Below are 18,112 nucleotides of genomic sequence, written 5' to 3'. Positions count from 1 at the left end.
TTATCCTTTACTAGTACTTAATCTTTTACACGATACGTCATTTCATCGATGACACTTCCAACGCCACCGTTTGCATCATAATTCATCGATAAAGATTCTTGATAATCCGGAATATGGTTACCATTTTCATCCATAGCCCATACGGCATACAGCGTCGTTGTTTCCATAATGGTGAAGCTATCCTTTGGCTGTAACATCTCTTGAGGTACCTTGCCATCTGCCAAAATCACTGTAAATGGCTGTTTGCTCCAACCGATGAAGATAACATTTTCCTTTGGATATGTGAAGGCATTATCCTTTACTAGTACTTGATCTTTTACATGATACGTCATTTCATCGATGACACTTCCACTGCCACCGTTTGCATCATAATTCATCGACAAAGATTCTTGATAATCTGGAATATGGTTACCATTTTCATCCATAGCCCATACGGCATATAGCGTCGTTGTCTCCATGATGGCGAAGCTATCCTTTGGCTGTAACATCTCTTGAGGTGCCTTGCCATCTGCCAAAATCACTGTAAATGGCTGTTTGCTCCAGCCGATGAAGATAACATTTTCCTTTGGATATGTGAAGTCATTGTCCTTTATTAGTACTTGATCTTTTACATGATACATCATTTCATCGATGACACTTCCACTGCCACCGTTTGCATCATAATACATGGATAAAACTTCATTCTCATCAGGTTTTCCATTATGATTTTCATCTGGTAAGAAAACAGCTTTATAAGTTTCACTTACCCACACATGATCCTTCTGTGTTGGCATAATCTCAAAATCATATACTTTCTGCTGATTTGGTGTCAGCCAATAAGCAAATACATAATCATCATTCGCATTATCATATACCACTTTTGAACCTGCTGGTTGACCAATCACCGGATTCACCTGTTCTGTTTCCAATGATAATTTTCCTACGCTGAGTACATTTCCCTCTTCATCAACAATCGGCTTACCATCTTTATCTGTGATACTATATTGTATCGTTACATATGCTAATTCTTTATATTGTGCAATAAACGTAACATCTTGATAAAAAGCTACCTTTCCCTGTACATATTCTTCAAATGTATATTTTTCATCGTTTGATTTCCATGCAGGGTCTGCAACATCATAACCATGATCCGCGATAATTAGCGGCATTTGATAGTTATGATCAGTCCAATTTGTTCCTTTTAATACTTCCATATAGAAAGAACCATTCTCATTAGGTAGTAAATTTTCAGTAAAGGGATTATTCATTAGTTTTCCATGTTCCCCTTCTTGAAACGTGATACGTACCCATTGCGTATCATCCTTGATCCATTTGGCAACTAACGTGATTTCCTTTACTTCTTCATCGTTTTCAACGAGTGTTTGATATGCTGTTTTTGAAGCGACTTTGGTGTCCTTGTAATACCAACCATCAAACGTATAACCCTTGCGCATTGGCCGATACCCAATATTCACAATGTCATCAAATTGCACTATTTCATCAGCAATCGATGCATTATTTTCATAAAGACCGCCTTGTAAATCATAATGCACCTTATATGCATGCAAAGGTTCCCATAAAGCGGTAAAGGTATAAGTGATGTCATAATCATTTTCATACTTCCAAACATCTTTTACTTGAATTTCATCATGCGCATGGTAAATCTTATCCTCATCCTGTAATTTCCATCCTTTGAAAACATACCCTGGACGAGTTGGTGTTTGTTCACTCACTTTGATTATATTTTCTTTTACATTTGTATCTGGATGATGATAAACGTTTTGATCAGTAATCGGGGTAACCGATGTTCCACCATTTAAGTCATATTTAACTTGAATATTTACGATTTTAGCAGCAATCTTAAATTCTCTATATTTCAGATTCGGTGTGGACTGGCTATAGAAAAAAGCCGTAGTACATCCTTTCTCAATCGCCAATTCTCTTGCTTGCGTGTTCTTAAAAGAATGGATTGGCGTATAGATTCCTCCACGATAAATTGCTTCTCCTGTAGTAGCATCCAATCCTTCCATAGTTGATGCATTATGATGCAAAAACTGTGTGCCTGCCGAATAGCCTGTTGGCACTTTTACGAAAAATTCCACATAACCATTTTCATCAATCACTTCATGTGAGCGGCCTTTCTGCATCTGCTGAATGGTTTTTCCATCCTCGCTATAAAACACCTCGACATTAGAAGATTCTTGCGCAAATATAAAATGCCAACCTTCTTTTTCAGTATTCTGATATATTGCTACAAAGGTGGCATTCGCCGAAAAGATAAGCTTCGCTATATCTTCATTTGTATATAGCTTATCTTTATCCTGTGTATTTGATTCATCTTCCTGCAGTGACCATCCCATAAATACTTGTCGCGAATCATTTGGGATAGGGGTAGGAATTTGATTGTCAATTAAAGAATTGTTTTTATATATTTGCTGTTCATATTTATCGGAACTGCCATCGATTGTTCCATTGGCAGGATCAAAGGTAATGGTGATAAGTTCCTCTTTATTCCCTTTATGAAAAACGAATTTTGTATCCTCATAAATTGGTGTCTGATTGGGGACGATTGCATTTCCACCAGGGCCATCTTTCGTCCAAAATCCACCATTAACGATTGGTGCATGTTTGGGCATTTCACCATGCTTCACATACTCTATTGTTTCTTCTTGATTCACAATGTAAACTACCTTATGCATCGTTTCTTCATACGGCTGTGTTCCTTTTGTTAATGACGCTTGTTTTTGATCTTTTGCGACTTCTATCGTAAGCACTTTATGCAAATTACTGCCATCATTCGCTTTTAAGGATATCTTACTTCCAGAAATAAACGGCTTTTGATCAAGCATCATGTTAATAACACGATAACCATTTACCAGTGAAATTTGGGTATCACCAGGATCATTACCATCCGTTAAGATCATATTGATATCATCAAGAATTTCATCAGCTAACAGAACCTTAACAGTCAAAGAAGGTTGCTTGTTTGCCATTTGACGCAACTGTTCTTTGGTAATCACTTGAACAGAATCATTTTCCATTGTTACTTCCACAACGTTGCCCGTCGTTGTCTTTGTCGTTTTTGCCGTGATTGTCATAAAATTACTCGGTACCAGCTGTAACAACAAGGCAAATATCACAAATATTTTAGCGCATTTTCTTCTCATCTTCTCCATCTCCTTTCTCTTTCATTTATACTCCCTAACATAAAAATAAAGCCACCACTGACTTTACTTTTTCATTATATGAGCAGACTAGTTATAAAATGGTTTTATTTTAAATCAGCTACTGTTTTCTTTTGAAAAAAAGACGTGTTTGGGCTTAGGTAACATTTGAAGTGATTCTTTTTAACCCCTTTTTTCAGCATGTTTTTATTACTTTTCACAACGATACATATCAGTGCATAAGAAACTACATCCTTGGTACACTAGATAACGATAAAAACGATATTTCCCCTCAGATAATAAAAAGAATATCCAAAATCTTTAGCGATCTGAATTAAGGGTTCGTTTAGGGGATCAAACTTTAGAGGGCTTAAAGATTCGTTTGTTTTTTTCTTTCTCCCTAAATTTCTGGTGAAAACCTCTAAAAAATTTGACTATCTAATAATTAATTGCCCTAAAAAAGAACAGAATCGCTTCTGCCCTTTTTGTGCACTCTTTTTTTTATTCTGCTTCCTCTGGATCAAGTAATTTTGCTTCCGTGACATAATAATTCAGACGTAATTTCTTATTACGGAATTTTTTATAAAAGCGATGACTGATACGCTGAATAATCAGATAAGCATTTTCTACCGTCTGACAATCTACTAAGACAATAAATTGTCCTTCATTGATTTTCGCAAACAAATCATTCTTACGTAAGGATAACGCAATCAGATGTTTCACCTTGTTCACTACTTTAAATACTTCTTCTTCTTTATCATCTTCATGACTGATTTCAAAAGATATCAGATATAAACGCTTATTATCTCGCATAGCGCTTTTCATGACCAACTCGTACATGTACTTAAACATTTCAAAGGTACAGTAGAATCCGCCTTCTTCCTCGGTTCGTCTTGATAGTTGTTTCAATAAACTATCAATTTTTACACGTTCAATGTTTTCATGATCACTCATGATGGCATCATATAATTCTTTAAATCGCATCGATAAACCTGTTCCAAGCTCTTTTACAAAAGATTCATTTAAATCATCATAATATCGCAATGCTTTGTGATAATCACTCGTTTCAAGTAAACCTTTCATATAATAATAGTGCAGACCTTCATAAAACGGTTCTAATAAGATTGCCTGATAATTTAAAGTCATCATTTCCTCATATTTTTGCTCTTCCAACAGTTTCTTACATATCTTTATCACGCATTTCACATACGCATGCCGATAGAATTCACATACTTGTTGTGTCCACATAAGCTGTGAATTTGATATATAAAATTTCCCCTTATATAGGTCTACCATGCGATACGCTATCTTCATCGTTTTTGCACTGAGATTCTCCTCAAATTTGATTTCTTCCCAAAGATTACCAAATTCTTCCGAATCAATATGCCATTCAAAATCAGGATTTAACTGATAACCCTGTTTAACGGTCAAGATCAATTCCTTACCTTCAAAAAAAGGTATTTTTTGTACATCCTTTCGAAAACGATGAATCGTAAACTTTAACGCGCTTATCGGATTATCGCTTTCCGGCCATAAAATTTCGATAAGCGTATCTTTGTGCACCGGTTGTTCACGGTAATAAAGAAATACCTGAAAAAGATTTACCAGCTGTTTTCCAAGATATTCGGTGATAATCGCTTTTTCTTTGCCACATGTAATCGTGAATTCATTAAAAAGTGTAACGTCAAAAATTTCCTTTGCCATTTCGCCACACGTCCTTTCACTTATTTTCTATAAGTTTTGAAATGCCCTACTATCTATCCGCTAGAAATAATGTACATAATGTTGTTCCACCTTCCATAAGGCTCCCATCCTTACAGAAGAAATTCGTTATACTGTTTTTAAGATAACGATGAAGATAGCTGCATTTACATCCTATTTTTGATTGCAGTTTTGTGTATGGAAGGATTACACAAACACGCGAAATAATCCCATCCTTCGTTACTATTTTAGCATTCTATTACATGCAAGTCAAATAAGCGATTATGCAAGATAAAAAAGTAAATAATCTGCCATTTTTATGCATTTTTAGGACAATAACCACATATAATATATTCTTCTTGTTCGGTAATTTTATTGCGTAAATAGTAATTATGGTTAGTTTTTATGAACACGTTAAAAAACTTTGTCGAACAAAGATACTTATGACCAAAACACTCTGAAAGCCTATACAAAGCACTGTATACATGCTAGAATAATAAAAAGAGGTGATGATATGGACCGCCTGGAATTAATACGCGAAAAAGTTGATCAAGAAATCAACAAATTACAAAAAGAAGAAACACGTAAATTCGCTTATATTCATACGTATGGTGTTGCACAAGCCGCAGCGCTTTTGGCAACCATTCGGAAAGCTGATGTAGAGCTTGCCTGCATAGCGGCTATGCTACATGATATTGCTTTATATACGGAAAATTGTCCTCATGCTGTTCACGCCAAACGCAGTAGTGAATACGCGGAAAAGCTATTAAACGAAACGAAGGCCTTCACTGAAGAAGAAGTTCAGATCATTCGTAATGTCATCGCTGTTCATTCTGATAAAATGAGTCGTCATGATGGTACGATATCGGAAATCTTAAAAGATGCCGATGTCTTACAACATTACTTATATAACGTAAATATTAAGCTATCGGAAAAAGATAATTATCGTCTCTTCTATTTGTTAGAAGCACTAGAAAAAATACAGAATCAAAAATAAGCCTGTTTCCTACATGATTTCTCAAATATTACCCAGACATGTCCACATGCTGTATATATAAGAGTTGATCATGAAAACAGGCTTTTATAATACATATCAAACAATCCTAAGCATTATGAAGATGCTTGCTTTCTCTTTTTATATTCCGTATGCATAAACCAAGTACTGCATAATAAGGTCATACATTCACATAACAAGGTCGCAAGCCATATGCCATCTCCTTGAAATAGCCATCCCAGCACCCAGATAGAAAAAGCTATGAATACAAATCCCCGCAACATAGAGATTGTAAAAGAATATCGGTTTTTTTCCAAAGCTGCAAAATAACCACTATATATAATGTTATAGCCAATAACCAAATAACATAGGGAAAACATGCGAAAGGCTTTTACACTATCATGAAATAAGGGCTGTATATTTGTATCAATAAATATGGAAACTATAAGCGGTGCTGCCAACAGGCAGAAACCAAGGGCAACAATTGATATTGTAAATGTTGATATACGGGCATAGCGTAAAAATAATGCACAGGTCGCGGGCTCCTTTTTTCCATGATAAAAGCTGACTAAAGGTTGTGTTCCTTGTGATATTCCTGTAAAGGTCATCATCACCAGATTGTATATATACGTAATCACCGTATAGGTGACAATTCCATCATCCCCTATATATCTTAAAATAGCATGGTTAAAAAGAAAGACGATGACGCCTGCCGACATTTCCGTGATAAAGTCAGCTATACCGATAGGCAGAATGCGCTTATACACCGACATATCTAAAGTTGTACGACACCAATGAATATTTCCCCTTTTCATCAAAAAATGAAGAAAGAATACGGTAAAAGTTAACACCTGTGATAATCCGGTAGCTAAAGCTGCCCCTTTGATTCCCATAGGAAATACAACGACTAAGACAAAGTCCATCACAATGTTTGTGACTGCCCCAACACTTACGGCTGCGGTAGCTAAACGAGGAAATCCATCTGTTTTTACTAATACTTCTAAAGAATACGATACGATGAAAAAAAAGCTGAACCATGCGATTGTTCCCAAATAATCCAGCACATAGGGCATCGTAGCTTCACTAGCACCTAAAAAGCGTGCTAAATCATTTAAGAAATATTGTGCAACCAACGTAATAACGATACCGCAGACGCTTAAAAACAGTGTATTTCGCGTAAATGTCTGATTCGCTTGTACCAGCTTATTTTCTCCTCGAAAAATAGCCACGACCGTCGATGTCCCAACGGAAAATAAAATGGAAAAAGCAAATATAAAATTTATATAGGGCATAGCGATATTGACTGCCGATAAGGCTTTTTCACCAACAAAACGTGCAACATAAATACCATCGATCATCGTATATAAATTAAATACTAGCATTGATACTATGGATGGCACGACAAATTTTAAAAACTGTTTTTTATGATTCATAAAACACCTCACTTGCATGAGCATTATAAACCTTGGTATAATACCAGAGTCAAGAGGTGTACATGAAAAACTACTATAAAATTAATGAAATTTCTAAATTATACAATATTGGCGTAGATTCCTTACGTTATTATGAAGAAATCGGTATTCTTCATCCCATGCGTGACAAGAATCGCTATCGGCAATATACGACAAGTGACATTTATCGTTTGAACATGATCCGCGATTTACGTAATTTAGGATTCTCCATGAAGCATATTGCCGCCTATTTAGAAAACCGTACAATTGAAAATAGCCTTGCCTTTATGGAAGAGGAAGAACGTATTGTCGATCAACGTATTCAAGAGCTAAAAAAACTGAAAAAGGATTTACAGCGTCGTAAAGCTTCTTTATTGAAAAGTACCAAAGTTGTCTTTGATAAGATGGAGCTTTTGCATCTTAACCAACGTAAATGTGTTTCCTTAGCTACTGATGATATTCACGATGATATTGAATATCAATTGATTAAGCTCAGCAAAGAATATGAAGACAATATTTATACAATCGGCAATTTTCACACTGGCTGCTTTTTGAACATTGAAGATAAGAACCATATTCATCCTTCCTCTGTTTTTATCATGGAAGACACTTTAACAGATTATGAATTCACATTGCCTGAGGGTCTTTATCTCAATCTTTATTACCAAGGACCGCGTGATCCTGATTATCAACATTTGAAAATGATGATCGAATATTGTCAACAGCATCACTATACGATCGTATCAGAAGCCATGGAGTTTTTTGTCATTGATGTGCATGAGACACGCCAAAAAGAAGAATATATCACCCAACTGCAATTACAAGTATGCCAAACGAAATAAACAGTAGTATCTCACTTTCTGATGACGTAGGATATTTAAAAAAGCTTGCTTAAAACAGTTGTGTTTGCAAATTTTTAACGCTTCTACAATTACTTACATATCCATTGATCTTATCTGGTCCTTTTATTCCTAGCTATTGAATTGGTAACATCATGCTTATAAGATATTATAGAAACATTTCACATAAAAAATCCCGCTTATCACGGGATTTTTTGTCAATCTGCAATTCCTTCCTGATGTCAGATCGACTCTTCCTATAGCTGAAGAGGCTATATATTAGAGGAGGGGACATGCTATTTATCCATATCTGCCTCTTCAGCAACACCTTTCCTTATGGAAAGATGGGGGAATTCTTATTATACAATCGTTAATTCTGTTTCTTGATCGAAGAAATGTACCTTACTTAAATCCATAGCAAGTTCAATCGTTTCATGTGCACGGGCTTCCATACGTGCCGCAACCTTTGCTTCTAAACGTTGCTTGCCCCATTTGCCATGCAGGATGAATTCATGACCTAGCAATTCGCTGACATCTACATCAAATTGGAAATGTGCCGTTGGATACGTATCGGCAACGATACCTTCACCATGCAAATCTTCTGGACGAATACCCATCACAATTTCTTTGCCATCATATGGCTTCAATGCTTCATGGAACATTTCCGGCAGTTTGATTTCATGATCATTACAGATAAAGCTGTGTCCTTTGCAAATCCCGGTTAAGAAGTTTGTGGCAGGTGCTCCCAGGAATCCGGCAACGAACATATTGGCAGGATTATTATAGATTTCCTTAGGACTTCCGATTTGTTGAATATACCCTTTCTTCATAACAACAATACGGTCAGCCATCGTCATAGCTTCGGTCTGATCATGAGTTACATAAATCGTTGTCGCATTGATACGCTCATGCAATTTGATAATTTCACTACGCATCTGTACACGTAGCTTTGCATCCAGGTTTGACAGTGGCTCATCCATCAAGAATACTTTCGCATTACGTACAATCGCACGTCCTAAAGCAACACGCTGACGCTGTCCGCCTGATAAAGCTTTGGGCTTACGATCCAAATATTCTTCAATTTCCAGAACACGTGCAGCCTCATGCACACGTTTGTCGATTTCTTCTTTTGGCACTTTTTTCAGCTTTAAGCCAAATGCCATATTATCGTAAACACTCATGTGTGGATACAATGCATAAGACTGGAAAACCATCGCAATATCTCTATCCTTTGGTTCCACGTCATTCATCAATTTGCCATCAATGTAAAATTCTCCGGCACTGATGTCTTCCAACCCGGCAATCATACGCAATGTTGTTGATTTACCGCAGCCGGATGGTCCTACAAAGACGATAAACTCTTTGTCTTTAATCTCCAGGTTGAAGTCAAATACTGCCTGGACATTATTGTCATATATCTTATCAATATGTCTTAATGATAATTCAGCCATTCTTATTACCTCCTGTTATTTGTATTTTCTGTTGTATAAATACAGCAGAACGAGCAATCCCGCAAGGCCGATGAATTCCATGCCTAGATTTGCCACACTGACGGTTTTCTGTCCGACAATGATCAGTCCAAGAAACACGAAGAACAAGATTGCCATGATTATATTTTTCACTGCATTATTTTCCATCATTTATCACCATCCATCTTATTTCACCAGGGGCGAGTGTTACTGCGACATGATTGCCTTCTCCATCATACACATTTGTTTTTTGTTCTTGATTGGTATTATTTAGAATTGCATACATGTTGTTATCCGGGTATGCATGAACTTCACAATAGAGGTTATCCGCATACCATTTTTTAAATTCTTCTTCTTTATGTGCCGCATAATAGAGAGAACGCAGCAGTACGCGTGTATTCTGCGTGCTGTATGGAAGACCGGCAATATAAACGCCTCTTCCTTTTCCATAAGTATGTGCACCTAAGTGTACTTCGCCGTTGCTGTAGGAAATAATCTCGGTATTTTCATTCAGCGCATAAATGTTTCTCATACCTTCACCAAAGTCCAATTCTTCCACTACATCTTCCGTAATGAAGTGACTTGCTAATGGGGTGTGGAAATATTTATCCGTGTGTAGTGTGAAACCTAATTCTTTATCGACACCTAAAGCATCCGCCAGCTGGAAGAATCTTCCGCCGTTTTCAACTGCTGCTGGTTCACCAATACCGACAAATCCACCGCCATTATAGATCCATTCACGCATCATGGAGATTAATTTTTCATTCTTCCAAACATCTCCGCCGGAGAATGCGGTGTGGGCATCCCCTGCATTGATGATAACATCAATATCTTCTGGGATACCATGTTCCAACACCTCATCGAAGCTGAGGAAGACAACATCTACGCTGGCACCACTAAGCGATTCCAGCATACCATTGTATGAGTAAATTTGTTTGCAATACAAGCCATGGGCAACCATATATGCATGCCAGCTGCGTAAAGCACCCCAGCTGTTTAAGATTGCTACCTTTAATCCGCAATATGGTGTTTGACCATGTACACGATCATAGATTTCACGGAATTCATCACAAACTTTTTCAATATAGTCTACAAACTTTGGAAATTTGTAAGCTAAGCTAGGATATCCGCCATAGCCGATACGATCAATTGGTTTACGCATAATCGCACGACGTGCACTTAACCAGTTATCAATTGCCTCAATCGTCGGATCATTTCCTTCATAGAAGGTATCCGGGAAGAAATATGGAAGGAATCGTCCTTCATGGTATTTCACTCCGGGAATATCGGAAATCAAGCGCAAGGTAGCACCTCCGCCAACACTTCCGACAACAGCATCTAAGCCGATTTCCGGAAAGTATTTGCCATAAGGCTCCGTACCAATCCAGTTATCTCCCAAAAACATCATAGCTTCTTTGCCAGCATCATGAACCAACTGTACCAATTCTTTTGCCGTTTCCGCAACAAAGCGCTGTTGGAAATCAATGTATTCCAAATATTCTTTGGTTGGTACACAGAAAGTTGAGTTGTAGTATCCATTATCTACAAATACTTCTGGGCGTAAGCGATAGCCATAGGCTTTCTCGAAGGCTAAAATTGCCTCAGTAGAAACACTAGCGCCATATCCACACCAATCCACAAATTTTTCTTTTGCCAGCTTATTGAAGATTAACGTAAAGTGATAGAAGAACGTTGTAAATCGTACGACATCACAGCGTTTATTCTCTTCATCAGCCAACCAGTCTTTTAAATATTGTACGACATATGCGCGAGAGAAAGGTTTTCGTACATCAAAGGGAATTTCATGAGGTTTATCACCCCAGTCATTGGTGATGTGATTGTACATCTGTGTTGGATCCCATAAGATATAAGCCAGAAAAGAAACGGTATATTCATGGAACTTCTTAGCATGATGTATCGTAAGCGTATGGTCTTTTGTATTTATATCCCAATCCTTCACATCAACAACTTCTTGTGTTGTACGATCAATAACTTCCCACCATTCCTTTGGATCATGGTCATAATCCGGTGTTACCTGCTGATCAAAATATTCAGCCGCAAAGGCAATCGTAATTTCTTCTTTATCGGCTAGTGTATAAGGACTCATCAGATAAATCTGCTGACATTCCTCCATATGCTGCTGAGCAAATTCATTATGTCCTCTGGCAACAAAATAAGTCGTATAAATTTTGGCATCTAACGATTTGATTCCTTCATCCAGCTTAGTGCCGTCACTGTCACGAATGGCATCGGCACCCCAGCGTTTCAGCAGGTCTTTACTTTCTTCAAGGAAATTAGATTCTCCAGGTAATGTCACTCTTCCAGTCGTTTTTCCCATAATCGTCTCCTAATCTTTCAAACCGCCAAGGCTCATGCCCTCGGTCAGTTTCTTCTGTACTAAGATGTACAAAATCAGTGTCGGAACCATGACGATTACCAAGCCGGCATACATAACACCAAAGTCTGCAGCCGCTCGCTGATCTGCCATCAAGAATTTCAAACCGACTCCCAAAGTTGAGTTGTCTTTTTCCATTAATGTAAAGGCCATGATATATTCATTCCAGAATGCTAAGAATTGGAATAAGATAACCGTAATGATACTAGGTCTGGCCATCGGTATCATAATCTTAGTCATTGTCTTAAAGTATCCGCAGCCATCAATCAAAGCCGCCTCTTCATAAGCTTTCGGCAAAGTTTGGAAGTAGCCGCTGAGCAAATAGATCGTAAATGGCAGCGACGTTGCCGCATATATCAGTGACAGCATGATTTTATTGTTTAAGAACACATCCTGTACCTGTAATGCAATTTCCCAATGGAACAGCATAACATAAATCGGTAATACAATATAGTTCGTATTAATGAAAAGTCCTGCCATAAATAATGCATTAAAGAATTTCTTTCCTTTGAAACGGAACCGTGCCAATACATAAGATGCAGGCAGTGCAACGATCAATAGGAAGAATATACTCATCGCCGTTACAATGACGGAATTCACCAGGTAGTCACCCATGCGTGCTTTTTGAAATGCAGTCGCAAAGTTTGACCATAGTACCTGTGTAGGTAAGCTCCAAGGACTGCGCTGAACTAAATCAGACTGACTCTTTACACTGGCCATGAAGACCCACACGATTGGTACGATAATAGTGATTGCTAACGCGATTAGAGCGACGTAAACAAACACTTTATATAGCGAAAATTTCTTTTTTTCTTTCATTTTGTTTACCTCCTAGAACTCTAATACGTCACGTTTTGTAATATTGTTCAAAATGCCCGATAAGGCAAATGAGAACAGGAAGATACATACACCAGCAGCCATACCATAGCTGTAGTTGCCGGCAAATGCTTTATTATACATATAGTTCAATGGTACTTCTGTGCCTAGGGAACCTTCCGTATTAATCTGGACAAACATGAAGCTTAAGTTGATCGTAGAAATAACGAAGAATGTAAGTGTTGTTCGTATATTATTCCAGATAAGCGGTAAGGTAATCATAAAGAACTGTTTGATCTTACCGGCACCTTCCAAAGAAGCTGCTTCATACAGGTTTTCCGGAATGGATGACATGCTCGCCATGTACATAACCATATAGTAACCAATTGCCTGCCAGATCAATGCTACGATAATAGAGTAATTTACAATATCCGGATCCCCCATCCAAACTCTTGTCAAGCCACTCAAACCAATCATTTCCAAGAAGGAATTCAAGATACCATTGGATGGCTGATAAATAGCCGCGAAGATACCGGCAATAACAACGATACTTAAAATATTAGGAATATAGAAGATGACACGGAAGAAGTTCTTTCCTCTGAATTCCTCTCTTGTCAGCAGGGTTGCGAATAAGACAGCCAGTACTAAAGTAACAAGTGTTACAAGCGTAATGGTTAAAATAATATTCTGCATAGATTCAATAAAACGTTCATCGGAGAATAATACTTTAAAGTTGTCTAAAGCGACAAATGCACCGTCATGAATCAAATCTGTCTTATCAAAGAAGGATTCTTTAAAGACGGTAATCGTTGGTACAGCAATAAAGAGGATAGCCAATATTACTGCGGGCGCCAGACATCCGAAGATAAATGTACGCTGGGCCTTCTTTTTGTTCATATAGAAACCTCCAATCTTTTTAAAAAGCGATGAACTGGATGGCTCATCGCTTAATTATTACCAACTTTTTTACTTATTTAACTGGGTTAGCTTTCAGTTCTTTCCACAGTTTAATCAGTTCAGATTTCCAAGTGGCTACATCTTTCTTGCCAGTTGCGATGTCATCAATTGGTCCATATAAAGATGCGTTGAAGTCCAGTTTAGGAAGTGCTTTTTTGTCGTATGCTGCATAAGATGCACCAACGATAGTTTCCACGTTCTTTTCACTATAAGTAGCGAATGCTTTACCTAAGTCAGAGTTCTTGTCAATCTTGTCAGTGATACCCTTAACAGGAGCAACGATATCATGTTTCAACATAATTTCAGCGCCTTCTTCAGAGTAGATGAATTCCAAGAATTTCTTAGCATCAGCTGAATTTTTAGCCTGCTTAGGAATCCAAGCCTGTTCTGTAAAGGATGCAATTGCACGTTTACCATCTTTTTCGAATGCTGGCAGAGCCATAACGCCCCATTTGAATCCTTTTTCTGGAGTTGTTTTGCTCATTTCATTCTTTACCCAATAACCATTAGGCATGAACAATGCTTTACCATCAATAACAGCCTGCTGGTTGTTTGTAAAGCCATCTTTTGCGTTAGCGTTTGCTACCGTATCTTTAAACAGATAACCGTTTTCTTTAGCAACTAATTTACCAACAGTTTCAAGAATCTTTGTACCTTCTTTTGAAGTCCAAGTAGAATCATCATAAGATAATGCTTTATCTAGGATACCTAATTGTTTGTACATACCGATCAATGTGTTATCGAAGTAACCTTTTACTGGATATGTGAACAATGCTGGTCCCTTTTCTTTCTTCAGCTGATCACCTAAAGCAAACATTTCATCCCAAGTAGATGGTAATGCATATTTCTTACCTTCACCGATCAATTCAGCATTGTAGAAGAATGCACCTGGAGTATACATGATTGGTGCTAAATAGTTCTTTCCATCACCTAAATATTTAGATACGGAACTATCAGCAAATGCTTGATCAACATCTTTTGCGTTTGCGAATACATCAGAGATATCCATAACTTCGCCGCTGTTCAGCTGGCTTTCTGTGAATCCTGATTTCTGTCCTACGTTGTAGTAAACCAAATCAGAGTAAGTACCTGTAGCGTTTTCTTTATTCAAAACTGCTGGTAAGTCTTTTTCAAAGCGCATCTGAACGTCTACTTCTGGGTATTTCTTTTCAAATGCTGCTTCCAGATCCTTCCATACTTCCTCTCCGTTACCACCAGAGAATGAGTCAAATTTCAGAACTCTTTTTTCTCCGCCGGATTTGTCAGCGTCATCTTTCTTGCTGCCGCATCCTGTAACAACGCTTGCAACCATCAGGCCGGCACAAGCTAATGCTACCATTTTCTTCATAAAACTGTTCCTCCTTCATTTGGATTTGTTTTCCATACCTAAATATTACATAATGAAAGCGTTTTATACAATCCCTATATTGTTCTGTTTTTTATATTTATTGCTTTTTTGATAATAGAAACAATATTTCTTCCCTTTCATTCACTTACATTCTATTTCATATGAAATATCAGCTAAGACAATTGGTAATACATGTACTAAAAATTCCCGATACCCACAATATCCAATCGTTTCCTCTAAATAAATATCGCGTTTGCGCTTGCATCCTCCACGACAAAAATTAAGATAGGAGCACGTTTGACATTGTTTAGGAAGTTCTTGTTTTAAGAATTGCTCTGCCCTCTCACATTGTCTTGCTGACGTCAGGGAGTGAGTAGCAAGCGTTCCGCAGGCAAATTGTGGCAATGCATAAAAATCACATGGATAGATGGTACCATCTGTTTCTATGACATACTGAAATGCACAGCGTCCCAGCCGCCCACAAGTTAAGGGTAAAGAATCCATGCACATGAGATACAGATCATCAAATAAGCCGATATGTAAGGGATGCCCCTTTGAAATGCCTTGATGCCATAAGTGAAACATCTCGATGTAAAAGCGAGCAAATCCCTGTGCCGATAAATAACGATGTTTATTTGTCAAATCCGGTAAACAGGGAATCAATTGCACATATTCCATCTTATGCTGGATAAAAAAATGATACAGGGCCTTAACATGCGCCACACTTTCCTCATGCACCACACTTAAGATATTCACTTTCACACCATGCCTTTGTAATAATTCATACGCACGCAGTACACGCCAATACGTCTTTTCCCCTTGCGCATCTTTTCGCATATGCTCATGCAATGATTCATAGCCATCAAGTGATATTCCTGTTAAAACATCATGCTGTTTTAAGAAAAGGGCCCAGGCTTCATCCAGCAACAAGCCATTTGTCTGCAGGCTGTAACGTATTTGCTGTTTATGTTGTTTTTCATTCACCCGTTTGATAAAAGAGATAAAAAAAGGCAATCCAGCTAAGGTAGGTTCTCCACCTTGAAACGCAAAATGAATACTTCCCTCATCATCTACACATGCAAAAGCGCGTGCAATGACCAGTTCCATCACCTCATATGTCATAACACCTGCAAAATCTTTGCGATGATTTGCGACATCATGGTAAAAACAGTATCCACAAGCCATATTGCAGGCCGCACCTGCCGGTTTGATTAATACACTAAGCTGTTTCATATAGAACCTTCCTTCCCTGATCTTTTCTTTTTCATGCGTATTATTTTATTACATCATTTGGTAGAATGAAATATATTTATTATATAAGATGGTCTTTTTTATGAGTATCTTGACATCTTTTTCGGCATCATTTTACAAACCGTCTGTTTTTTCTTATAATGAAGATGTTGTAGCTTACGCAAAGCAAAGTATCTGTTTATAGCGTAGCGTATCTCCATATAAAAAGTAAAGGAGTTTTCTATGAAAAAAGCAAATGTCCTCTTATTGATGTGTGATCAGTTCCGCGGCGACTGCCTATCCATTGCACATCATCCGGATGTAAAAACACCTTATTTAGATTCTTTAGCAAATGATGGTGTCTTATTTGAACAGGCCTATTCTGCTTGCCCCAGCTGTATTCCCGCTCGCGCTGCTTTGTTAACAGGGCGAAGTCAAAGAGCACACCGGCGTGTCGGCTATGAGGATAATATTCCTTGGGAATATGAGCATTATTTGGCAGAAGAGTTTAGCAATGCCGGCTATCAAACGCAATGTATCGGCAAAATGCATGTTCATCCGCCGCGGTTATTATGTGGCTTTCAAGGATTGAAGCTGCATGATGGGTATTTGGGATGTTATCGAGGCAATGATATACCACATTGGATGCATCAAGAGGTCTGTGATGATTATCTGTTTGACTTACAAAACAGTTTAGATCGTCATGCGGATGTCAATGCCAGCGGTGCTGAGTGTAATTCCTGGGTCACTCATCCATGGATCTATGAAGAACGATTGCATCCTACCAATTGGTGTGCTGATAACAGTATTCGTTTTTTAAAGACAAGAGATCGCAGTAAGCCGTTTTTTCTCATGAGTAGTTTTGTTCGTCCGCATCAGCCATTAGATCCTCCTCCTGCTTACTATGCGATGTATAAGGATAAGCAACTGCGCGAACCTGCACAAGGTGATTGGGATAATGAAGCGATGACAAAGCAATATGGCTTTATAAGTGATTCCATCTATGGTTGTAATGATGCAGCTATGCGTCATGATGCTATGGCTGGATATTATGCTTCCATCACGCATGTAGATCATCAGATTGGACGTATTCTCAGTGCCCTTCGTGAAGAAGGAATGTATGAGGATACCATCATCCTCTTTGTCAGTGATCATGGTGAAATGCTGTTTGATCATAGCCTATGGCGTAAGGTTTTCCCTTATGAAGGCAGTACCCATATTCCCTTCCTTATGCATATCGGTAAAAACATTGCGGATCTTCTTCCTAAACGCATACAGGGTATCTGTGAATTACGCGACATCATGCCAACTCTGTTAGCTTTGTGTGACTTGCCGATTCCTGAAACGGTGGATGGTCTTTCCTTGTATGATACGATTTTGCATGATACAGAAATCAAACGCTCTTATTTGCATGGCGAACACAGTTTTCATTCGGGATTCAGTAACCACTATATCGTAACGCCAACAGACAAATATATCTGGTATAGTGAAACTGGCAGGGAACAATATTTCCATCTCGCCAATGACCCAAATGAAACACACGATGCTCTTCATGATGTACAATACCAGCAACGCATTGAGCAACTGCGTAAATATTTAATCGCTGAATTAAAAGATCGAGAAGAAGGATATAGCGATGGTTCTCGTCTATTTTCCGGTAAATGTGCCAAAACCATCTTACAACAAAAGTATTAAATAAATATCCACCAGCTTAGCTGGTGGTTTTTACGTAATCGCCCCAAGGGGCTCAGATTCAGGCTACGCTTACC

At 38.0% G+C, this 18,112-nt stretch carries 13 protein-coding genes; 3 read left to right on the top strand and 10 right to left on the bottom strand.

The window, feature by feature from the left end:
- Positions 1 to 17: 17 nt before the first annotated feature.
- Positions 18 to 3,146 (bottom strand): InlB B-repeat-containing protein, encoded by a 3,129-nt coding sequence (locus ACESSZ_RS12405; protein ID WP_499842824.1) that lies wholly within the window; start codon positions 3,144 to 3,146, stop codon positions 18 to 20.
- 498 nt (positions 3,147 to 3,644) lie between these two features.
- The gene (locus tag ACESSZ_RS12400; protein ID WP_008687186.1) at positions 3,645 to 4,847 is read right to left on the bottom strand and encodes an AfsR/SARP family transcriptional regulator; all 1,203 of its coding nucleotides are present in this window, start codon (positions 4,845 to 4,847) and stop codon (positions 3,645 to 3,647) included.
- A 511-nt stretch (positions 4,848 to 5,358) separates the two neighbouring features.
- Between ACESSZ_RS12400 and ACESSZ_RS12395 the strand changes: the two genes are divergently transcribed.
- Positions 5,359 to 5,841 carry an HD domain-containing protein gene (locus ACESSZ_RS12395; protein ID WP_008687185.1) on the top strand — a complete coding sequence of 161 codons (483 nt, stop codon included), beginning with the start codon at positions 5,359 to 5,361 and terminating at the stop codon, positions 5,839 to 5,841.
- A gap of 113 nt (positions 5,842 to 5,954) precedes the next feature.
- Here the strand turns inward: ACESSZ_RS12395 and ACESSZ_RS12390 are convergent, their stop codons facing one another.
- Positions 5,955 to 7,271, bottom strand: coding sequence for an MATE family efflux transporter (locus ACESSZ_RS12390; protein ID WP_008687184.1), 1,317 nt, complete (start codon positions 7,269 to 7,271; stop codon positions 5,955 to 5,957).
- Between the two features lie 62 nt (positions 7,272 to 7,333).
- Here ACESSZ_RS12390 and ACESSZ_RS12385 point away from each other — a divergent pair, with 62 nt between their 5' ends.
- A complete protein-coding gene (locus tag ACESSZ_RS12385) occupies positions 7,334 to 8,131 on the top strand; it encodes a MerR family transcriptional regulator (RefSeq protein WP_008687181.1) in 798 nt (265 codons plus the stop codon).
- Positions 8,132 to 8,487: 356 nt separating this feature from the next.
- On the opposite strand, the gene ACESSZ_RS12380 is transcribed toward ACESSZ_RS12385, so the two are convergent.
- The 7 genes from ACESSZ_RS12380 to ACESSZ_RS12350 all read right to left on the bottom strand — a co-directional run bounded on the left by ACESSZ_RS12380 (position 8,488) and on the right by ACESSZ_RS12350 (position 16,346).
- Entirely contained in the window at positions 8,488 to 9,579 is a 1,092-nt protein-coding gene (locus tag ACESSZ_RS12380) for an ABC transporter ATP-binding protein (protein WP_008687180.1), read from the bottom strand.
- Between the two features lie 15 nt (positions 9,580 to 9,594).
- Positions 9,595 to 9,768, bottom strand: coding sequence for a DUF6903 family protein (locus ACESSZ_RS12375; RefSeq protein ID WP_008687178.1), 174 nt, complete (start codon positions 9,766 to 9,768; stop codon positions 9,595 to 9,597).
- A complete protein-coding gene (gnpA, locus tag ACESSZ_RS12370) occupies positions 9,755 to 11,935 on the bottom strand; it encodes a 1,3-beta-galactosyl-N-acetylhexosamine phosphorylase (protein ID WP_008687177.1) in 2,181 nt (726 codons plus the stop codon). Before gnpA ends, ACESSZ_RS12375 begins: the two co-directional genes overlap by 14 nt.
- Positions 11,936 to 11,944: 9 nt before the next feature.
- Entirely contained in the window at positions 11,945 to 12,811 is an 867-nt protein-coding gene (locus tag ACESSZ_RS12365) for a carbohydrate ABC transporter permease (protein WP_008687174.1), read from the bottom strand.
- A 12-nt stretch (positions 12,812 to 12,823) separates the two neighbouring features.
- Positions 12,824 to 13,705 (bottom strand): carbohydrate ABC transporter permease, encoded by an 882-nt coding sequence (locus tag ACESSZ_RS12360; protein ID WP_412292994.1) that lies wholly within the window; start codon positions 13,703 to 13,705, stop codon positions 12,824 to 12,826.
- Positions 13,706 to 13,778: 73 nt separating this feature from the next.
- Positions 13,779 to 15,113: a carbohydrate ABC transporter substrate-binding protein gene (locus tag ACESSZ_RS12355; protein WP_008687170.1), complete on the bottom strand. Its 1,335-nt coding sequence runs from the start codon at positions 15,111 to 15,113 to the stop codon at positions 13,779 to 13,781.
- 141 nt (positions 15,114 to 15,254) lie between these two features.
- Complete coding sequence (locus ACESSZ_RS12350) at positions 15,255 to 16,346, bottom strand: radical SAM/SPASM domain-containing protein (RefSeq protein ID WP_008687167.1); 1,092 nt, start codon at positions 16,344 to 16,346, stop codon at positions 15,255 to 15,257.
- A gap of 240 nt (positions 16,347 to 16,586) precedes the next feature.
- Between ACESSZ_RS12350 and ACESSZ_RS12345 the strand changes: the two genes are divergently transcribed.
- Complete coding sequence (locus ACESSZ_RS12345; RefSeq protein ID WP_499842823.1) at positions 16,587 to 18,038, top strand: arylsulfatase; 1,452 nt, start codon at positions 16,587 to 16,589, stop codon at positions 18,036 to 18,038.
- Positions 18,039 to 18,112 lie beyond the last annotated feature (74 nt).

It is taken from the genome of Eubacterium sp. 3_1_31, from assembly GCF_964249515.1.
Lineage (GTDB): Bacteria > Bacillota_I > Bacilli_A > Erysipelotrichales > Erysipelotrichaceae > Longicatena > Longicatena caecimuris.
The sequence above is the reverse complement of the archived record's forward strand: the minus strand, read 5'-3'. Positions and strand labels throughout refer to the sequence as shown.